This window comes from Streptomyces sp. 147326, assembly GCF_045000215.1.
GTDB lineage: Bacteria > Actinomycetota > Actinomycetes > Streptomycetales > Streptomycetaceae > Streptomyces.
Genome location: NZ_CP134201.1, coordinates 6128161 through 6143534, shown reverse-complemented (window position 1 = coordinate 6143534; position 15374 = coordinate 6128161). Strand labels below are relative to the sequence as shown.

The following is a 15374-nucleotide window of genomic DNA, read 5'->3' as shown; positions in this document are numbered from 1 at the left end:
CGGCCCATTGTCCCCGGACCCCGCCCCGGCCCCGAACCGTTTTCCCTCCGGCGGCCGGGATAGGTTTCCCGGCATGGGTCATCAGGGCAGCCGCGGCGAGCGGCGGATCAGTTCGGTATTCCTCGGCATCTTCGCCGTCATGGCCGTCACCGGCTGGGCCGTGTGGACGGGGTACTCGACGAGCACCGGGCTCGCCGTGTTCCTCTTCGTGACGTCGGCCTGGGTCGTCTCCCTCTGCCTGCACGAGTACGCGCACGCCCGCACGGCCCTGCACAGCGGCGACCTCTCGGTGGGCGCCAAGGGTTATCTGACGCTGAATCCGCTGAAATATTCGCACGCACTGCTCAGCATCGTGCTGCCGGTGGTCTTCGTGATCCTGGGCGGGCTGGGCCTGCCCGGCGGCGCCGTCTACATCGAGCGCGGCCGGATCCAGGGGCGCTGGAAGCACAGCCTCATCTCGGCGGCGGGCCCGCTGACCAACGTGGCGTTCGCCGTCGTCTGCACGGCGCCGTTCTGGCTGGACGCCCTCGACGGGGTGCCGATGCCCTTCCGGTACGCGCTCGCCTTCCTGGCCCTGCTCCAGGTCTCGGCGGCGATCCTGAACTTCCTGCCGGTACCGGGCCTCGACGGCTACGGGGTCATCGAACCCTGGCTGTCGCACCGGGTGCGCCGCGAGGTGGAGCCGCTGGCGCCGTTCGGCCTGATCGCCGTCTTCGCACTGCTGTGGATCCCGGAGGTCAACGTCTTCTTCTTCGGCGTGGTGCGCGACCTGCTGTCCGCACTGGGTGTGTCGGACCTGGAGACGGACTGCGGCCACGCCCTCTACCGCTTCTGGCAGGACGCCGGCAGCGTCTGCGAGTCCCCCTGACGCGGCCGCCGGGGCCCTGCGCGAACACGCCTACGAGGTCCGCGCGGCCTTCTCGGCCTTCGCCTTGCGCAGGTAGTACCAGGCCAGGTTGGACGTGAGGCCCGCGAGCAGCACCCAGACGATCCCGAGGAAGCTGCCCTCCACGAAGGCGACGACGGCCGCGGCCACCGCAAGAACGCAGACGACAACGGCGAAGACGGCAAGGCGGGGCATGGGAAGAGCTCCTCGGGAACACTGAACGGGGTCGAGCCCCTCCAGTGTCCCCCATGCCCCGCAGTGCTGCCGTAAGGGCGGCGCCGAACCGCGGTCGTCCCATTTCCCCCTTTGCCTGATCTCCTGCGCCGCTCAGCGTTACGGTTCGCCGGTGACGCGCCGTATCGGGGGCGCGACAGAGCGAACATCCCGGCCCCGCTCGCCCGCGACGGACGGCGCCGGCGAGTGGGGGGAAGACATGCAGGAGATCCCAAAGGGCGCGAACGTCAGCCTGACCGCCCTCAGCGAGGACGCCGGTTCGGTCGTCGTGAGTCTGGGCTGGACCAGCAGCTCCGGAGCCGGCGACGCCGACGTCTCCGTACTGCTCCTGGACGAGAACGGCAAGGTCCGCGGCGAGAACGACTTCTACTTCTACAACAACCCCGCGGCCGCCGACGGAAGCGTGCAGCTCCTCGGAAAGACGCCCACCGGCAGCGGGGACGAAGACCGCATCAGCGTGGACCTGACCGCCGTTCCGGAGGACGTCACGCGGATCGTGGTGGCGGCCAGTCAGTACGGTGGCGCCCGCTTCGGAGACCTCGACGACCTGCGGATGACGGTCGCGGACCGGGCCGGGGAACCGCTCGTCGGATTCTCGATCGAGGGCGCGAGCGTGGAGACGGCCTTCATCTTCGGTGAGCTCTACCGTCGGGGCGAGGAGTGGAAGTTCCGGGCCGTGGGGCAGGGGTACGAGACGGGCCTCGCCGGGCTGGCCACCGACTTCGGCATCGCCGTGACCGAGGACGCCGACGAACCGCCGGCGTCCGAGGAGGCAGGTGAGCCCGGCAATCCCGGAACGGCGGAAGCGCCCGCGCCCGGCGCACCGGTCCAGCCCGCCGCACCGGCCGATCGCACTGCACCCGGCCCCGCCGCCGCACCCGCCGCGGAGCCGGAACCCGCCGCCTCCACCGTTCCGGCCCAGACGCGCGGTCGCAGTCCGCGCACGACGAGGAAGAAGGTCACCCTGCCCAAGGTGGCCAAGAAGTCCCTCGCCGAGAACGACTCCTGGCCGACCGCGCGACTGTTCCCGGTCCCCTCCCTCAAGAGCGACAAGGAGCGCGAAGTACGAGCGACCTCGGTCCTCCTGTCCGTCATGGCCCAGGTCCCCGAACTGGGGCGCCGCCTCACCGCCGCGTTCGGCGCCCCGGCCGGCCGCATGCAGACCTTCACCGAGGTGTCCCTCCCTCACGGCGACTCCCCGAAGCGCCCCGACGGTGTGATCCGGGTGGAACGTGCGGGCAGGCTGTGGACGGCGCTCGTGGAGACGAAGACGAACGGCAACCCGCTCAAGGCCGAGCAGGTCCAGCAGTACATGGACATCGCCGCGCGCCGCGGGTACGAGGCGGTGATCACGCTGTCCAACGACGTGGCCCTCGAAGGGGCGGCCGTGGTCGACGTCAAGATCGACGGGCGGCGCAAGCACAAGGTCAGCCTGTGGCACCTGTCGTGGGCCGAGGTGGCGCACCAGGCCCAGATGCTGATCCGCCACGAGGGCGTCGGCAACGCCGCCCACGCGTGGCTCCTCCAAGAGCTCCTGGAGTACCTGCAGCACGAGAACTCGGGGTGCCACGGGTTCCAGAACATGGGACCGGCCTGGGTGCCGGTGCGCAACGGCATCGAGGACGAGACCATCGACCCCTCCGACGCCCGCGCCGTCGACGTCGTGGAGAGCTGGGAGCGGCTCATCCGGCAGGTCTGTCTGCGGCTCGGTGGGGAACTCGGGCAGAAGGCGCTGCCGGTGCAGCGCGCCCGGCGCGGCAGCGATCCGCGGGCCCGGCGGGTCACGGCGGCCGGGACGCTGTGCACGGACGGCCGGCTCTCCGCGGAACTGCGTGTCGACGGGACCAGCTCCGTCATCGCGGTCATCGCCGATCTGCGGACGGGGAAGGTCCGCACGTCCGTCGACATCCCGGCTCCGGAGGCGGCATATCCGCTGGCCGCGGTGAAGCGGCTGATGCGTCTGCTCTCCGACGCGCCGGCGGATCTGCACGTCCAGAGCCTCGTCGAGGGTGAGACGGGGCCGCGCGGCACCCTGGAGCGCCTGCGCCCCGAACCGGGCGATCTGCTGCCCAGGGACGGGGCCCCGCTCAGCGGGTTCCGGCTGTCGTTGATCAAGGGGATGGGCAACAGCCGGGGCAACACCGAGTCCGGCTTCATCCGCAGCGTGGACGATGCCGTCGAGCGCTTCTACCACGGGGTGGTGGCCCAGCTCGGCGCCGTCGAAGCGCGCCCCGGCCGACGGGGCTGAGCAGGGGGCATGCCCGGCGGCCCGGCCCGACTGGGACCGCTCCGCCGTGCATGCCCCGGCAACGGGCGTCCGTGCCCGTGGAATTCGGGCTCAGACGTCCGTGATGCGCAGGCCCGCGTGGGCCTTGTAGCGGCGGTTGGTGGAGATGAGGTTGGCGACCAGGGATTCGACCTGGTGGGCGTTGCGCAGGCGGCCCGCGAAGACGCCGCGCATGCCGGGGATGCGGGCGGCGAGGGCCTGGACGACGTCCGTGTCGGCGCGGGATTCGCCGAGGACCATCACGTCGGTGTCGATCTCGTCGATCGACTCGTCCTGCAGCAGGACCGCCGAGAGGTGGTGGAAGGCGGCCGTGACGCGGGAGTCGGGGAGCAGGGCGGCGGCCTGCTGGGCGGCGCTGCCCTCTTCGACCTGGAGCGCGTAAGCGCCCTGCTTGTCGAAGCCCAGCGGGTTGACGCAGTCCACGACGAGCTTGCCCGCGAGGTCCTCGCGCAGGGCTTCGAGGGTCTTGGCGTGGCCCTCCCACGGCACCGCGATGATCACGATGTCGCTGCGTCGCGCGCACTCGGCGTTGTCCGCGCCCTCCACCCCGAGGCCGAGGTCTTCGGCGGCGGTCCGGGCGCGGTCGGCGGCACGGGAGCCGATGATCACCTTCTGGCCGGCCCTGGCGAGCCGGTAGGCGAGGCCGCGGCCCTGGTCGCCGGTGCCGCCGAGGACGCCGACGACGAGGCCGGACACGTCCGGCAGCTCCCACGGGTCCTTGACCGGCGGCTTCTGCGTGCTGTCTGAGGAAGTCATGGGGGCGAGGGTACTGCCGGGTAGGCCACAGTCGAAGGGAAGGGAACGCTCCCGTACTGCTCCCCCGTGTCCCTTCCATGCGGCAGGATGCCCGGCATGGATGCCGTGAGGGTCGCGCTGCTGCGCGAGGTGCTCGCCGGTACGCAGTGGCCGGGCGCCGCCCGCCGCTTCGCCGGTTCGCTGCGCCGGTCCGTCGTACCGTCCGGCGGGAAGCTGCTGCTGGTGGGGACGGAGGGCTACGAGCCCTGGCATCTGGCGGCGCACCTGGTGGACGAGGCCGCCTGGTCGGGTCTGCCGGAGCTGGCGCCCACGCTCGTACGCCACCGGGTGCGGCCCGGGGAGCCGCCGCACCTGTCGGTGGGGCTGGGCAGGCTGGCGGCGGCGCGGCGCGGGCACACGCTGCTGGTGGTGGCGCCCGGGGAGCCGGGGGAGGGACTGCTGCAGCGCGTTCACGAAGCCCGGCGCGCGGGGGCGACCGTACTGTCCCTGGACGGCGGGGATCCGGATCTGGGAACGCTCGCGCACGAGGTGCTGTCGGTGCCGGAGGCCGGCGCCGAACTGGACCTGGACACGGTGCAGCACCTGGTCAGTGCGGCGGCCGGGGAGAACAGCCTGCCGGCGCAGCGCGGGCCGCGCCGCTTCCGGGACCGGCTGGCGCGGCTGGCCGACCAGTTGACCGCGCCGCCGCCCAGCCGCTGGTAGCCGGGACCGCGGGCGTCGCCCGGCCGGCCGGTGGCCCGGCCCGTCAGGAGGGTGTGCCCTCTTCTTCCTCGCGGGTCTTGTCGTTCCACTTGGGGTCGTTCTGCCATTCGAGGTTGCGTTCCTGCGCCGTCTCCATGGCGTGGCTCGCCGCCTCGGGCGTCTCGTACGGGCCGAAACGGTCCTTCGCCGGGCACTCGGGGCCCTCTTCGACCTTGTTGTGGACGAGGCAGTAGTACCACTCGCCCGCTTTGCCCACCTGGCGCTTCTTGAACAGGGCCATCGTTGTCAGGCTCCTCTCGTTACCGCTCTCTGCCGCCATGCTGCCCCATCCCCGCTGGATACACTCGCTTGCATGTCTGGCCAGTCGCTGCTCGTACCAGGCGAGCTTTCTCCCGTCCGTTCCGTTCCCGGAAACATCCGCCGGCCCGAGTACGTGGGCAAGCCCGCGCCCACTCCGTACACCGGACCGGAGGTGCAGACGGCCGAGACCATCGAGGCCATGCGCATCGCCGGCCGGATCGCCGCCCAGGCGATGGAAGAGGCCGCCAAGCTGATCGCGCCGGGGGTGACCACCGACGAGCTCGACCGGGTCGCCCACGCGTACATGTGCGACCACGGCGCCTACCCCTCGACCCTCGGCTACCGCGGTTTCCCGAAGTCGCTGTGCTCCTCCGTGAACGAGGTCATCTGTCACGGCATCCCGGACTCCACCGTCCTGCGCGACGGCGACATCGTGAACCTCGACGTGACCGCGTACATCGGCGGGGTGCACGGGGACAACAACGCCACCTACCTGTGCGGAGAGGTGGACGAGGAGTCGAAGCTGCTGGTCGAGCGCACCCGTGAGGCGCTGAACCGCGCCATCAAGGCCGTCAAGCCGGGCCGCCAGATCAACATCATCGGCCGGGTCATCGAGTCGTACGCCAAGCGCTTCGGCTACGGCGTGGTCCGGGACTTCACCGGCCACGGCATCAACTCCTCCTTCCACTCCGGCCTGATCATTCCGCACTACGACAGCCCGCACGCCACGACCGTCATCGAGCCCGGCATGACCTTCACCATCGAGCCGATGCTGACCCTGGGCACCCACGAGTACGACATGTGGGCGGACGGCTGGACGGTCGTCACGAAGGACCGCAAGCGCACCGCGCAGTTCGAGCACACGCTGGTGGTGACGGACTCGGGGGCGGAGATCCTGACCCTGCCGTAGCCGGATCCCGGCGGATCCCAGCCGGATCCCAACCGGATCCCCGGGGGCGATTTTTTACCGACAAGACGTCGGGAACACATTGACTTAGGCAAGCCTAAGTAGGAGTATCAGGCGTGGCGGCACTGCCGCCACGCCTGTTTCCTCTTCCTGGAGGTCCGCCTTGGACGCTTTCTCTACGGTCATCCGCGTCGCGTCGCACGAGCAGCACACCGAGGCCGAGACGTCGACCTTCATGAGCGACCTGCTCGGCGGACGGCTCGGGGTGGACGCGTACACGCGCTACACCGAACAGCTGTGGTTCGTGTACCGGGCCTTGGAGGATGCGGCCGAGTCCCTCACGAACGACCCGGTGGCCGGCCCGTTCATCCAGCCCGAGCTGATGCGCGTCGCCGAGATCGAACGCGACCTCGCCCACCTGCTGGGCCCGGACTGGCAGCAGAACGTGGTGGCGCTGCCCGCGACGCAGGCCTACGCCGCCCGCGTGGCCGAGTGCGCGGCCGAGTGGCCGGGCGGGTACGTCGCCCACCACTACACCCGCTACCTGGGCGACCTCTCCGGCGGCCAGATCATCCGCGACAAGGCCGAGCGCACCTGGGGCTTCGAGCGCAAGGGCGACGGCGTCCGGTTCTACGTCTTCGCGGACATCTCCAACCCGGCGGCCTTCAAGCGGACCTACCGCGAGCTGCTGGACGCGATCGCCGCGGACGACCTGGAGAAGCAGCGCATCATCGACGAGTGCAAGCGCGCCTTCGACTTCAACGGCGCGGTCTTCCGCGAGCTGGGCGAGGAGTTCCGCCTCAGCGCGTAGCCCCTGCGGGGCGCTCGACCGGTCACGCGGAAGGGCCGGCCCGGTGCACTGCGCACCGGGTCGGCCCTTCCGGCGTCCGCCGCGGCACCCCCGCGGATCGGCGGAGCCGGCGCAGGACCGCGGCTCGTCCGCCGGCGCCCAGCGGTGGATCCGGTCGGATGAGTCGACGATCAGCCGCGGGGGGCGGCCGGCGTCACCGTGCGGGCGAAGCGGACGCGGCCGCCGATCTCGACGCTGCCGTCGGGGCCGGGGGCGGTGAGGATCTGGGAGCCGGCGCCCTGGGTGATGTTCAGGGCGCGGTTGAGCTGGGCCGTCAGCAGGATCGCCGCCGAGCCGGTGGCCTCGTCCTCGGCGATGATCCCGTCGGGGCGGCGCGGGAAGCCGCGGGCCCGCACGCGGCCCGCGGTCTCGTCCTCCCAGGCCCAGGCGTAGAGCCAGCCCTCGCCGGGCGGCGGGGCCGGAAGCGCCTCGACCTCGGCCACGGATCCGTACTGTTCGGTGCGCTTGCCCTCGACCCACTCGGGGCGGGCCGTGATCCAGGTGAACTCCCCGTCGTCCCGGGCCCATACGGATCCGGCGGGCGGCTGGAGCTCCTCGATGTCCAGCAACCACGCGACCCCGACCAGCGGATGTCCGGCGAAGGACATCCGCGTGCCGGGGGTGCGGATGTCGACGACCCCGCGCTCGGGGTCGTCGACGAACACCGTCTCGCTGTAGCCGAGTTCGGCGGCCAGCGCCTGCCGGGACGCGTCGTCGGGGCAGGTCCGGCCGTCGCGTACGACACCGAGCAGGTTGCCGTACCGGCCGTCACCCGCGCAGAAGACCTTCAGCACGTCGAGATCGTTCACGCGGGAATTCAAGCACGGCTCAGACCTGGCTCGTGCGCCGCCTGCGCGCGAGGAACATCGCGCCCGCGCCGGCCGCGATCACCGCGCCGGAGGTGGCGAGCAGGGCCGTGGCCGGGATCTCGGCGCCGGTGTCGGCGAGGTTGCCGCCTACGGAGCCGCCGGCCGCGCCGGCGCCCGTACCGCCGGCGGTGCCGGAGCCGCCCGTGCCGCCGGTGGTGCCGCCCGTGGTCGTCGGCAGGGTGGCGTCCTTGTCCACGGCCACGGAGAAGGTGAGCGGGTCGATCGCGTCGCCCGCCTTGTACATGGAGCCGGTGGTGTCGTTGGCGAAGGCGGCCGCGCCCTCGGCGGTGAAGGCGGCCGGGACGGCGTTCAGGGCGAGCACGCCGTTCTTGGTCTTGTAGTCGGTCTTCGACAGGTCGAGCGTGGCGAAGGGGACGGCCGTCTTGCTGCCGGAGGCGTTCTTGACGTCCAGGTACAGGGTGCCGGTCTTGCCGGTGGCGTCGACGCGGGGGTTGGCGAAGGTCATGTCGATGCCGTGGGCCGCGTACTGGAAGCGGAGGTTGCCCTCGAAGGAGGCGTTCAGCTTCTGCTTCTTGACGTCCAGCTCGCCCTTGCCGAAGGCGAAGTCGTAGAGGTCGCCGTTCTTGGCGGCCCCGCCGGCCGGGGTGATCGAGCCCGCGCCCAGCACGTACTTACGGAAGGACTCCTTCACGCCCCACGTCAGCTTGCCGCTGAGGATCTTCTGGACGCCGTCGGCCGGAGCGGTGGGCTGCGGGGCGGTGGGCGTGGGCTTCGTGGGGGTGGGCTTCGGCTGGGTGGGCTCGGGGTCCGGGGCGGGCTGCTTGAAGTCCAGCTTCGCGGTGAGCGGGTCGCCCGCCTTGTCCTCGTAGCCCGGCGAACCGAGCGCGTCGGCCGCCTCCTTGGTGAGCGTGGTCGCCAGGTTGGTCATCGCCTGGCCGGCGAAGGCCACCTTGGCCAGCGGCACGTCCTGGGTCGTCGTACCGGCCTTGGTGACGTCCGCGGTGAGCTTCTTGGTGCCGGTGTCGATGCGGAAGTCCGAGAGCTTCACCTCGAAGCCGTGGCCGGCCGGCGGGGCGGGCGAGGAGAAGGTGACGCTGCCCTTGAAGGCCGCCTTCACCACGTGGCCGCCGGCCGGGTCGTACTGCCCGGTCGGCTCGACGAGGCGCAGCGTGCCGTCCTCGTTCTGCCTGGCGCCGTCCGCCACGGTGATGGTGCCCTTGGCCATGCCGGTCACGTAGGCGCGGTAGCTCGCGAGCACGCCCCAGTCGAGGGAGCCGCCGATGATCTCCATCGGTGCCGTCGGGGGGCCGCCCGCGGCGGTGGCGGGCAGGGCGAAGGCGGTGGAGCCGAGCGCGGCGGCGGTGAGGACGGCGGCCGCGAGGGAGATCGGGCGGCGGATGGACGACATGGCTGGGACTCCTGGGGACAAGAAAGGGGAAGGGGGAGGGGAGCGGAGGGGAGGGGGAGGGGGAGGGGGAACTACTCGGCAGCGGACGTACGCCGTTTGCGGACCACCAGGAAGGCGGCGCCGCCGGCCAGGACCAGTACGGCCACGGCCAGGGCGATGAACAGCCCGGTGCCGGAGGACTGCTCGGCCTTCGCGGCGGGAGCGGGCTCGGCGGCCGGCGACGCGGGCGCGGGCGCGGCCGTGGAGCCCAGGTCGGGCAGCGCCGGCAGCTTCGCGGTGGCGTCGAGGGCGACGGCGAGCGAGACGGGATCCATCTCCGTGCCCGCCTTGTACATGGAGTTGAAGGCCTGCGATCCGCCCTCGGTGAGGACGGCCGGCGCTTCGGCCAGGGTGGCCAGCCCGCCCTCGGTCTTCAGTCCCTTGGCGTCGAACTCCACCAGCGGGACGGCGTTCTTCGTCCCGCCGCCGGTGGTCACGTCCGCGGACAGGACGCCCTTGCCGTTCTCCACCTTGACGCTCACCTTGCCGAGCTTGAGGTCCAGATGGGCGCCGGTGAACCGGACGGTGCCGGCGAAGGCCGCGTCAAGAGTGCCTTTCCCGCCGTCGTACGCGCCCTTGCCCTGCGGGAAGCGGAACAGCGCGCCGCCGTCCTGGGCACCCTCGGCGAGGGTCCACTTGCCCTGGCCGACCGAGCCGGTGACGTACTCGCGGAAGGTGCGGCGCACCCCCCAGTCGACGGCGGCGTCGGCGAAGGCCCCCTGCGCCTGCGGGGCCTCCGTCGTGGCGCCCGGCTGCGGGGTCGCCGACGGCGAGGGCTCCGCGGCCGGGGCGGACTTCACGTCGGCGGAGAGCGAGAGGGGGTCGAGCTGCGTGCCGGCCGCGTAGTAGCCGGCGAAGGCCTGGGCGCCCTGCGCGGTGAGGGTGGCCGGGATGTTCGTGAGGGTCAGCGGGCTGGCGCCGCCCTTCATGTTGATGCCGCCGAGGCCGAGCGTGGCGAAGGGCACCTGGGACTGGTTGCTGACCGCGCCGGTGTCCTTGGCCTTGCTGGAGACGTCCACGTACAGGGTGCCGCTGCCCCCGCCGATCTTGACGGTGGGACGGCTGACGGTCATGTCCAACTCGTGGACCCCGTCGGGCTTCTGGTGTCCCTGGAAGGTCACCCCGCCCGAGTAGGAGGCTTCGAAGGTGCCGGAGCCCGAGTCGTAGGAGCCGGCCGCCGAGTGGAAACGGAACAGGCTGCCGCCGACCGTGGCGGCCCCGCTCTTCAGCTTGAAACCGCCTTTTGCGACCGGGCCGGTGACATAACTCTGGAAAGACGATTTGATACCCCAGTCGAGCCGACCCCCCTGCACGGTGCCCGCGTGGGCGGCGGTTGCCGGGAGCAGCGCCCCCAACAGGGTCGCCAACAGCGTGACGGCGAACGCGCGGACGGGTCTAGCGGACATGAACGTCCCCTCCTGGGTCTGGCTAAGCAAGGTTAGGCTAACCTAAGCTACTCTCGACCGGGTTCGTAACCCCTCGGTCCCCAGAACCTCAGTCGGACGATCAGGACGGTGCCTTCGTGCCTACGCCCGCCGCGTCACCCCGCATTCCCCGTCTCGCAGTCGCCGTGGCAGCACTGGCACTCGCGCTGACGGGCTGCGGAGGTACGGCCACCAACCCGGGCTCATCCGCCCCCGGCGCAGCCGCCGTCCCGGACCGGGTGGAACCACTCGCTCCGGCGCCGCAGCCCGCACTGCCGGTGACGGTGCCCTCGGCCGACGGCGCCCAGGTCACCATCACGTCCGCGGACCGCGTCGTCCCGCTGACCGGCAGCCTCAACGAGATCGTCCACACGCTCGGCCTCGGCAAGCAGGTCGTCGCCCGGGACATCACCGCCACTTTCGAACAGGCCGCCGACCTGCCGGTGGTGACACGTGGCCACGACGTCTCCGCCGAGAGCGTCCTGTCCCTGCGCCCGACCCTCGTCATGGCGGAGACGACCAGCGGCCCCGCGGAAGCGATCCAGCAGATCCGTGCCGCAGGCATCCCCGTCCTCGTCGTCGCCCCGGCCAAGTCCCTGGACGACGTACCGAAGCGCATCGACACGGTCGCCGCCGCCCTGGGGGTCAAGGACGCGGGCACCCAGCTGAACCAGCGCACCGCCGACCGGATCACGGCAGCCCGCAAGGACATCCCGGCCGCTTCCGGAAAGAAGCCGCGGGTGGCCTTCCTCTACCTCCGCGGCACCGCCTCCGTCTACCTCCTGGGCGGCTCGGACTCCGGCGCCGCCTCCCTGCTGGAAGCGGCCGGCGCGGTCGACACCGGCAAGGAGTCCGGCCTCGGCAAGGACTTCACCCCGATCACCAGCGAGGCCCTCGCGGCCGCCGCCCCCGACGCCATCCTGGTCATGTCCAAGGGCCTCGAATCGGTCGGCGGCATCGACGGCCTGGTGAAGATCCCGGGCGTCGCCCAGACCCCGGCCGGCATGGACCGCCGGGTGGTCACGGTCGACGACGGCGTCCTCCTCAACTACGGCCCCCGCACCGACCAGGTGCTGTCCTCCCTGGTCACCCAGCTCTACGGCAAGGCCGCCTGAAGTGCCCCTCCACGACCCCCCGCAGGGCACCAGTGGCCTCGCCGGCCAGAATCCGGCAGCCACAGAGGCGGCAACGCCCGACACCGCCCCGCGCACCGCGGACTCCGCCGGGGACGGGTGTGTGCCGGGGCGCTCCCCGCAGGGCGCCGAACGCCATGTGCCCCGGCCCTCGGACGCCCCGTCACGTTCGGCGTCCGAGGAGACGCCCCGGCGCGCGCCCGGCCCCACCCCTCCGACCGCCCCGCTCCGGCCCCGCACGAGCGGCGCAGCCGACCGGCCCGGCTCCGGCGGAACCCCCGGCGCGGCCGCCCGAGGCCCGGCCCTGCCGGAACCGCCCGGCCCCGCCAGAGCCGCCCCCGCCAAGCGGCGCAGCCGACGGGCCCTGGTCCTGACCGCGGCCCTGGTAGCGACCCTGCTCCTCCTCGCCCTCGTCTCCGCCGGCACCGGCGCCTACCGCATCCCCACCCACGACGTGCTCGCCTCCGTCCAGCACCGCATCGGCCTCGGCGGCACCCCCCTCGACCGCGTCGGCGAGAGCGTGCTGTGGAACGTGCGCCTCCCCCGCGTCGTCCTCGCCCTGCTCGTCGGCGCCAGCCTCGGCTGCGCCGGCGCGCTCATGCAGGGCGTCTTCGGCAACCCCCTCGCCGAGCCCGGCGTCATCGGCATCTCGGCCGGCGCCGCCGTCGGCGCGGTCGCCGCCATCAGCCTCGGCCTCAGCTTCCTCGGCAACTGGACGATCACCGTCTGCGCGTTCGTCGCGGGCCTGATCACCGTCAGCTCCGTCTACCTCCTCTCCCGCAACGGCGGGAAGACCGAGGTCGTCACGCTCATCCTCACCGGCATCGCCATGAACGCCTTCGCCGGCGCCCTCATCGGTCTGTTCGTCTTCTTCGCGGACAGCGGCCAGGTCAACCAGATCACCTTCTGGCAGCTCGGCTCCCTCGCCCAGGCCACCTGGCCCAAGGTGCTCGCCGTCCTGCCCTGCGCCCTCGCCGGCCTGCTGATCGCCCCCTTCTACGCCCGCCGCCTCGACCTGCTCTCCCTCGGCGAACGCCCGGCCCGCCACCTGGGCATCGACGTCGAGCGGCTGCGCCTCTCCCTCATCCTGGTCGTCGCCCTGCTGACCGCCGCCGCCGTGGCCGTCGCCGGGGTCATCACCTTCATCGGCCTGCTCGTCCCGCACCTGCTGCGCATGGCCAACGGCCCCGGCCACCGCTTCCTCGTCCCCGGCAGCGCGCTCGCCGGAGCCGTGGTCCTCGTCGCGGGCGACCTGGCCGCCCGCACCCTCGCCCAGCCCGCCGAGCTGCCGCTCGGTGTGCTGACCGCCCTGATCGGCAGTCCGTTCTTCTTCTGGCTGCTGCGCCGCACCCGCCGCAAGCAAGGAGGCTGGGCGTGACCAGCAGGCTGATCGGGCTGATCGCCCGGAACAAGCGCACCTTCCCACCCCGCCCCGCCCCCGGCACGCCCCTCGCCGAGGTCGTGGACCTGCACGTCCGCCTCGGCGGGCGCGAGGTCCTCTCGGGCATCGACCTGACCGCCCGGTCCGGCGAGGTACTGGCGCTGGTCGGCCCCAACGGCGCCGGCAAGTCCACCCTGCTGGCCGCACTCGCCGCCGACCTTCCCGCCGCTTCCGGCGAGGTCCGGATCGACGGCCGCCCGGTGGGCGACTGGGGCGCGCCGGATCTGGCGCTGCGCCGCTCCGTACTCCCCCAGTCGGCCGCGCTGTCCTTCCCTTTTCCGGTGGAGGACGTCGTACGGATGGGCCGCGCCCCCTGGGCGGGCACTCCCCTCGCCGAGGCCGACGAGGAGGCGGTGGCCACCGCGATGGCCGCCACCGAGGTGACGGAGTTCGCCGCCCGCCCCTTCTCCGCCCTCTCCGGCGGCGAGCGGGCCCGGGTCGCACTGGCCCGCGTACTGGCCCAGCGGGCCCCGCTGCTGCTGCTCGACGAGCCCACCGCCGCGCTCGACCTGCGCCACCAGGAACTCGTGCTGCGCATCTGCCGGGAGCGGGCCGCGGCCGGGGACGCGGTGGTCGTCGTCCTGCACGACCTGGGCCTGGCCGCCGCCTACGCGGACCGGGCCGCCGTCCTGCACGACGGCCGGATCGCGGCGGCCGGCCCGCCGGCGGAGGTGTTCGAGGACGCCTTGCTCAGCCGGGTCTACCGGCAGCCGGTGGAGGTGCTCCCGCACCCGCGCACCGGGGCCCCGCTGGTGGTCCCCGTCCGCGCGGCGGAGCCTTCCGCGATACGGAACGAACAGCCGGTCTGAGCCCGGCTTGACCCCGGCTTGACCCGGCCATGGGGCGGCCGTGGAGGGCCCGTGACAGACCCGTGTCCGGCCGCCGTACGTCACGAGGAGGTGAGAGCTGTATCACTGCACGTCTGGGTATGGCTCAGGTAAGCCTCGGTTAAGTTAGGTCCGCCTCACCGGCCTCTCCCCCTTGGGACGGCCACTCGTCCGACGCCCAGGAGCCCGCCATGCGCCCCGCCCGTCTCACCGTCATCGCCGCCGCCTCCGTCGCGGCCGCCCTGACCGCCGTCACCGGCTGCTCCCAGAAGAGCGACGCCGGCGGGGACGACGTGATCAAGGTCGCGGCCTCCGACAGCGCCTGCGACGTGTCGAAGACGGAGTTCCCGTCGGGCAAGGTGCAGATCGACGTCGAGAACAAGGGCTCGAAGGTCACCGAGGTCTACGTCCTCTTCCCGGACGCCCGCATCGTGACCGAGCGCGAGAACATCGGCCCCGGCACCAAGGCCTCCATCACCGCCGAGATCAAGGCGGGCGACTACGAGATCGTCTGCAAGCCCGGCATGAAGGGCGACGGCATCGCCAAGAAGGTCAAGGCCACCGGCAAGGGCGCCGCCGAGGAGAAGCGCAGCCCCGAGGCGGACACCGCGGTGGCCGCCTACCGCGCCTACGTGGTCGCGCAGGCCGACGAGACCCTCCCCAAGGCCCAGGCCTTCGCCGACGCGGTCAAGGCCGGCGACATCGAGGGTGCCAAGAAGCTGTACGCCGCCTCCCGCATCGGCTGGGAGCGCACCGAGCCGGTCGCCGAGTCCTTCGGCGACATCGACCCCAAGGTCGACGTCCGCGAGGACGGCCTGGAGGCCGGCCAGGACCCGGCGAAGGACTGGACCGGCTGGCACCGTCTGGAGAAGGCCCTGTGGGCCGACAACAAGATCGGCGACGACGAGAAGAAGCTCGCCGACACCCTGATGGCGGACCTGACGGACTGGCAGAAGAAGGTCGGCACGGCGGAGATCACCACCAGCTCGATGGCCAACGGCGCCAAGGAGCTCCTCGACGAGGTCGCCACCGGCAAGGTCACGGGCGAGGAGGAGCGCTACTCCCGCACCGACCTGGTCGACTTCAAGGCCAACATCGAGGGCGCGGAGAAGGCGTACGAGCTGCTGAAGCCGATCGCCACCAAGAACGACCCGGAGCTCGCCAAGCAGCTGGACACCCAGTTCGCGGCGATGACGGTGCTGCTGGACAAGTACCGCACGGACAAGGCGTCCTACGAGTTCACCTCGTACGACAAGCTCGGCGATGCGGAGAAGAAGGAGCTCTCGGACGCGGTCAGCGCCCTCGGTGAGCCGCTCTCCAAGCTCGCCGCCGCGGTCACGAAGTAACGGC

Annotated in this window: 15 protein-coding genes; 9 read left to right on the top strand and 6 right to left on the bottom strand. The window is 72.1% G+C overall.

The window, feature by feature from the left end; translation table 11 throughout:
- Positions 1-73: 73 nt before the first annotated feature.
- A complete protein-coding gene (locus RIU97_RS28195; RefSeq protein WP_404960384.1) occupies positions 74-868 on the top strand; it encodes a site-2 protease family protein in 795 nt (264 codons plus the stop codon).
- A gap of 30 nt (positions 869-898) precedes the next feature.
- On the opposite strand, the gene RIU97_RS28190 is transcribed toward RIU97_RS28195, so the two are convergent.
- Positions 899-1081 (bottom strand): hypothetical protein, encoded by a 183-nt coding sequence (locus RIU97_RS28190; protein ID WP_030723453.1) that lies wholly within the window; start codon positions 1079-1081, stop codon positions 899-901.
- A 238-nt stretch (positions 1082-1319) separates the two neighbouring features.
- Here RIU97_RS28190 and RIU97_RS28185 point away from each other — a divergent pair, with 238 nt between their 5' ends.
- On the top strand, positions 1320-3368 hold the full coding sequence (locus tag RIU97_RS28185) for a TerD family protein (protein WP_404960383.1): 2049 nt from the start codon (positions 1320-1322) through the stop codon (positions 3366-3368).
- Between the two features lie 90 nt (positions 3369-3458).
- On the opposite strand, the gene npdG is transcribed toward RIU97_RS28185, so the two are convergent.
- Entirely contained in the window at positions 3459-4163 is a 705-nt protein-coding gene (npdG, locus tag RIU97_RS28180) for an NADPH-dependent F420 reductase (protein ID WP_404960382.1), read from the bottom strand.
- A 96-nt stretch (positions 4164-4259) separates the two neighbouring features.
- Between npdG and RIU97_RS28175 the strand changes: the two genes are divergently transcribed.
- Positions 4260-4865, top strand: coding sequence for a hypothetical protein (locus RIU97_RS28175; protein ID WP_404960381.1), 606 nt, complete (start codon positions 4260-4262; stop codon positions 4863-4865).
- Positions 4866-4908: 43 nt separating this feature from the next.
- On the opposite strand, the gene RIU97_RS28170 is transcribed toward RIU97_RS28175, so the two are convergent.
- The gene (locus RIU97_RS28170) at positions 4909-5145 is read right to left on the bottom strand and encodes a hypothetical protein (RefSeq protein WP_319732288.1); all 237 of its coding nucleotides are present in this window, start codon (positions 5143-5145) and stop codon (positions 4909-4911) included.
- Between the two features lie 72 nt (positions 5146-5217).
- Between RIU97_RS28170 and map the strand changes: the two genes are divergently transcribed.
- Together map and RIU97_RS28160 are read left to right on the top strand one after the other, a co-directional pair.
- Positions 5218-6075 carry a type I methionyl aminopeptidase gene (gene map, locus RIU97_RS28165; protein ID WP_327413667.1) on the top strand — a complete coding sequence of 286 codons (858 nt, stop codon included), beginning with the start codon at positions 5218-5220 and terminating at the stop codon, positions 6073-6075.
- Between the two features lie 160 nt (positions 6076-6235).
- Positions 6236-6883: a heme oxygenase (biliverdin-producing) gene (locus tag RIU97_RS28160; protein WP_404960380.1), complete on the top strand. Its 648-nt coding sequence runs from the start codon at positions 6236-6238 to the stop codon at positions 6881-6883.
- A 170-nt stretch (positions 6884-7053) separates the two neighbouring features.
- Here RIU97_RS28160 and RIU97_RS28155 read toward each other — a convergent pair whose 3' ends face one another.
- From RIU97_RS28155 to RIU97_RS28145, 3 genes are all read right to left on the bottom strand, one after another.
- On the bottom strand, positions 7054-7731 hold the full coding sequence (locus RIU97_RS28155) for a PhzF family phenazine biosynthesis protein (protein ID WP_404960379.1): 678 nt from the start codon (positions 7729-7731) through the stop codon (positions 7054-7056).
- A 19-nt stretch (positions 7732-7750) separates the two neighbouring features.
- A complete protein-coding gene (locus tag RIU97_RS28150) occupies positions 7751-9160 on the bottom strand; it encodes an HtaA domain-containing protein (RefSeq protein WP_404960378.1) in 1410 nt (469 codons plus the stop codon).
- A gap of 71 nt (positions 9161-9231) precedes the next feature.
- Positions 9232-10605: an HtaA domain-containing protein gene (locus RIU97_RS28145; protein WP_404960377.1), complete on the bottom strand. Its 1374-nt coding sequence runs from the start codon at positions 10603-10605 to the stop codon at positions 9232-9234.
- A gap of 116 nt (positions 10606-10721) precedes the next feature.
- Between RIU97_RS28145 and RIU97_RS28140 the strand changes: the two genes are divergently transcribed.
- From RIU97_RS28140 to efeO, 4 genes are all read left to right on the top strand, one after another.
- Complete coding sequence (locus RIU97_RS28140; protein ID WP_404960376.1) at positions 10722-11738, top strand: hemin ABC transporter substrate-binding protein; 1017 nt, start codon at positions 10722-10724, stop codon at positions 11736-11738.
- Positions 11739-12060: 322 nt separating this feature from the next.
- Positions 12061-13134: a FecCD family ABC transporter permease gene (locus RIU97_RS28135; RefSeq protein WP_404962966.1), complete on the top strand. Its 1074-nt coding sequence runs from the start codon at positions 12061-12063 to the stop codon at positions 13132-13134.
- An 8-nt stretch (positions 13135-13142) separates the two neighbouring features.
- The gene (locus tag RIU97_RS28130) at positions 13143-14006 is read left to right on the top strand and encodes a heme ABC transporter ATP-binding protein (protein WP_404962965.1); all 864 of its coding nucleotides are present in this window, start codon (positions 13143-13145) and stop codon (positions 14004-14006) included.
- 209 nt (positions 14007-14215) lie between these two features.
- Entirely contained in the window at positions 14216-15370 is a 1155-nt protein-coding gene (gene efeO / locus RIU97_RS28125; protein WP_404960375.1) for an iron uptake system protein EfeO, read from the top strand.
- Positions 15371-15374 lie beyond the last annotated feature (4 nt).

Excerpts from the sequence above, each read along its gene's own strand:
- RIU97_RS28195 (WP_404960384.1), top strand. The coding sequence starts at position 74 with ATGGGTCATCAGGGCAGCCGCGGCGAGCGGCGGATCAGTTCGGTATTC.
- RIU97_RS28145 (WP_404960377.1), bottom strand. The coding sequence starts at position 10,605 with ATGTCCGCTAGACCCGTCCGCGCGTTCGCCGTCACGCTGTTGGCGACC.
- RIU97_RS28150 (WP_404960378.1), bottom strand. The coding sequence starts at position 9,160 with ATGTCGTCCATCCGCCGCCCGATCTCCCTCGCGGCCGCCGTCCTCACC.
- RIU97_RS28175 (WP_404960381.1), top strand. The coding sequence starts at position 4,260 with ATGGATGCCGTGAGGGTCGCGCTGCTGCGCGAGGTGCTCGCCGGTACG.
- RIU97_RS28170 (WP_319732288.1), bottom strand. The coding sequence starts at position 5,145 with ATGGCCCTGTTCAAGAAGCGCCAGGTGGGCAAAGCGGGCGAGTGGTAC.
- npdG (WP_404960382.1), bottom strand. The coding sequence starts at position 4,163 with ATGACTTCCTCAGACAGCACGCAGAAGCCGCCGGTCAAGGACCCGTGG.
- RIU97_RS28190 (WP_030723453.1), bottom strand. The coding sequence starts at position 1,081 with ATGCCCCGCCTTGCCGTCTTCGCCGTTGTCGTCTGCGTTCTTGCGGTG.
- map (WP_327413667.1), top strand. The coding sequence starts at position 5,218 with ATGTCTGGCCAGTCGCTGCTCGTACCAGGCGAGCTTTCTCCCGTCCGT.
- efeO (WP_404960375.1), top strand. The coding sequence starts at position 14,216 with ATGCGCCCCGCCCGTCTCACCGTCATCGCCGCCGCCTCCGTCGCGGCC.
- RIU97_RS28185 (WP_404960383.1), top strand. The coding sequence starts at position 1,320 with ATGCAGGAGATCCCAAAGGGCGCGAACGTCAGCCTGACCGCCCTCAGC.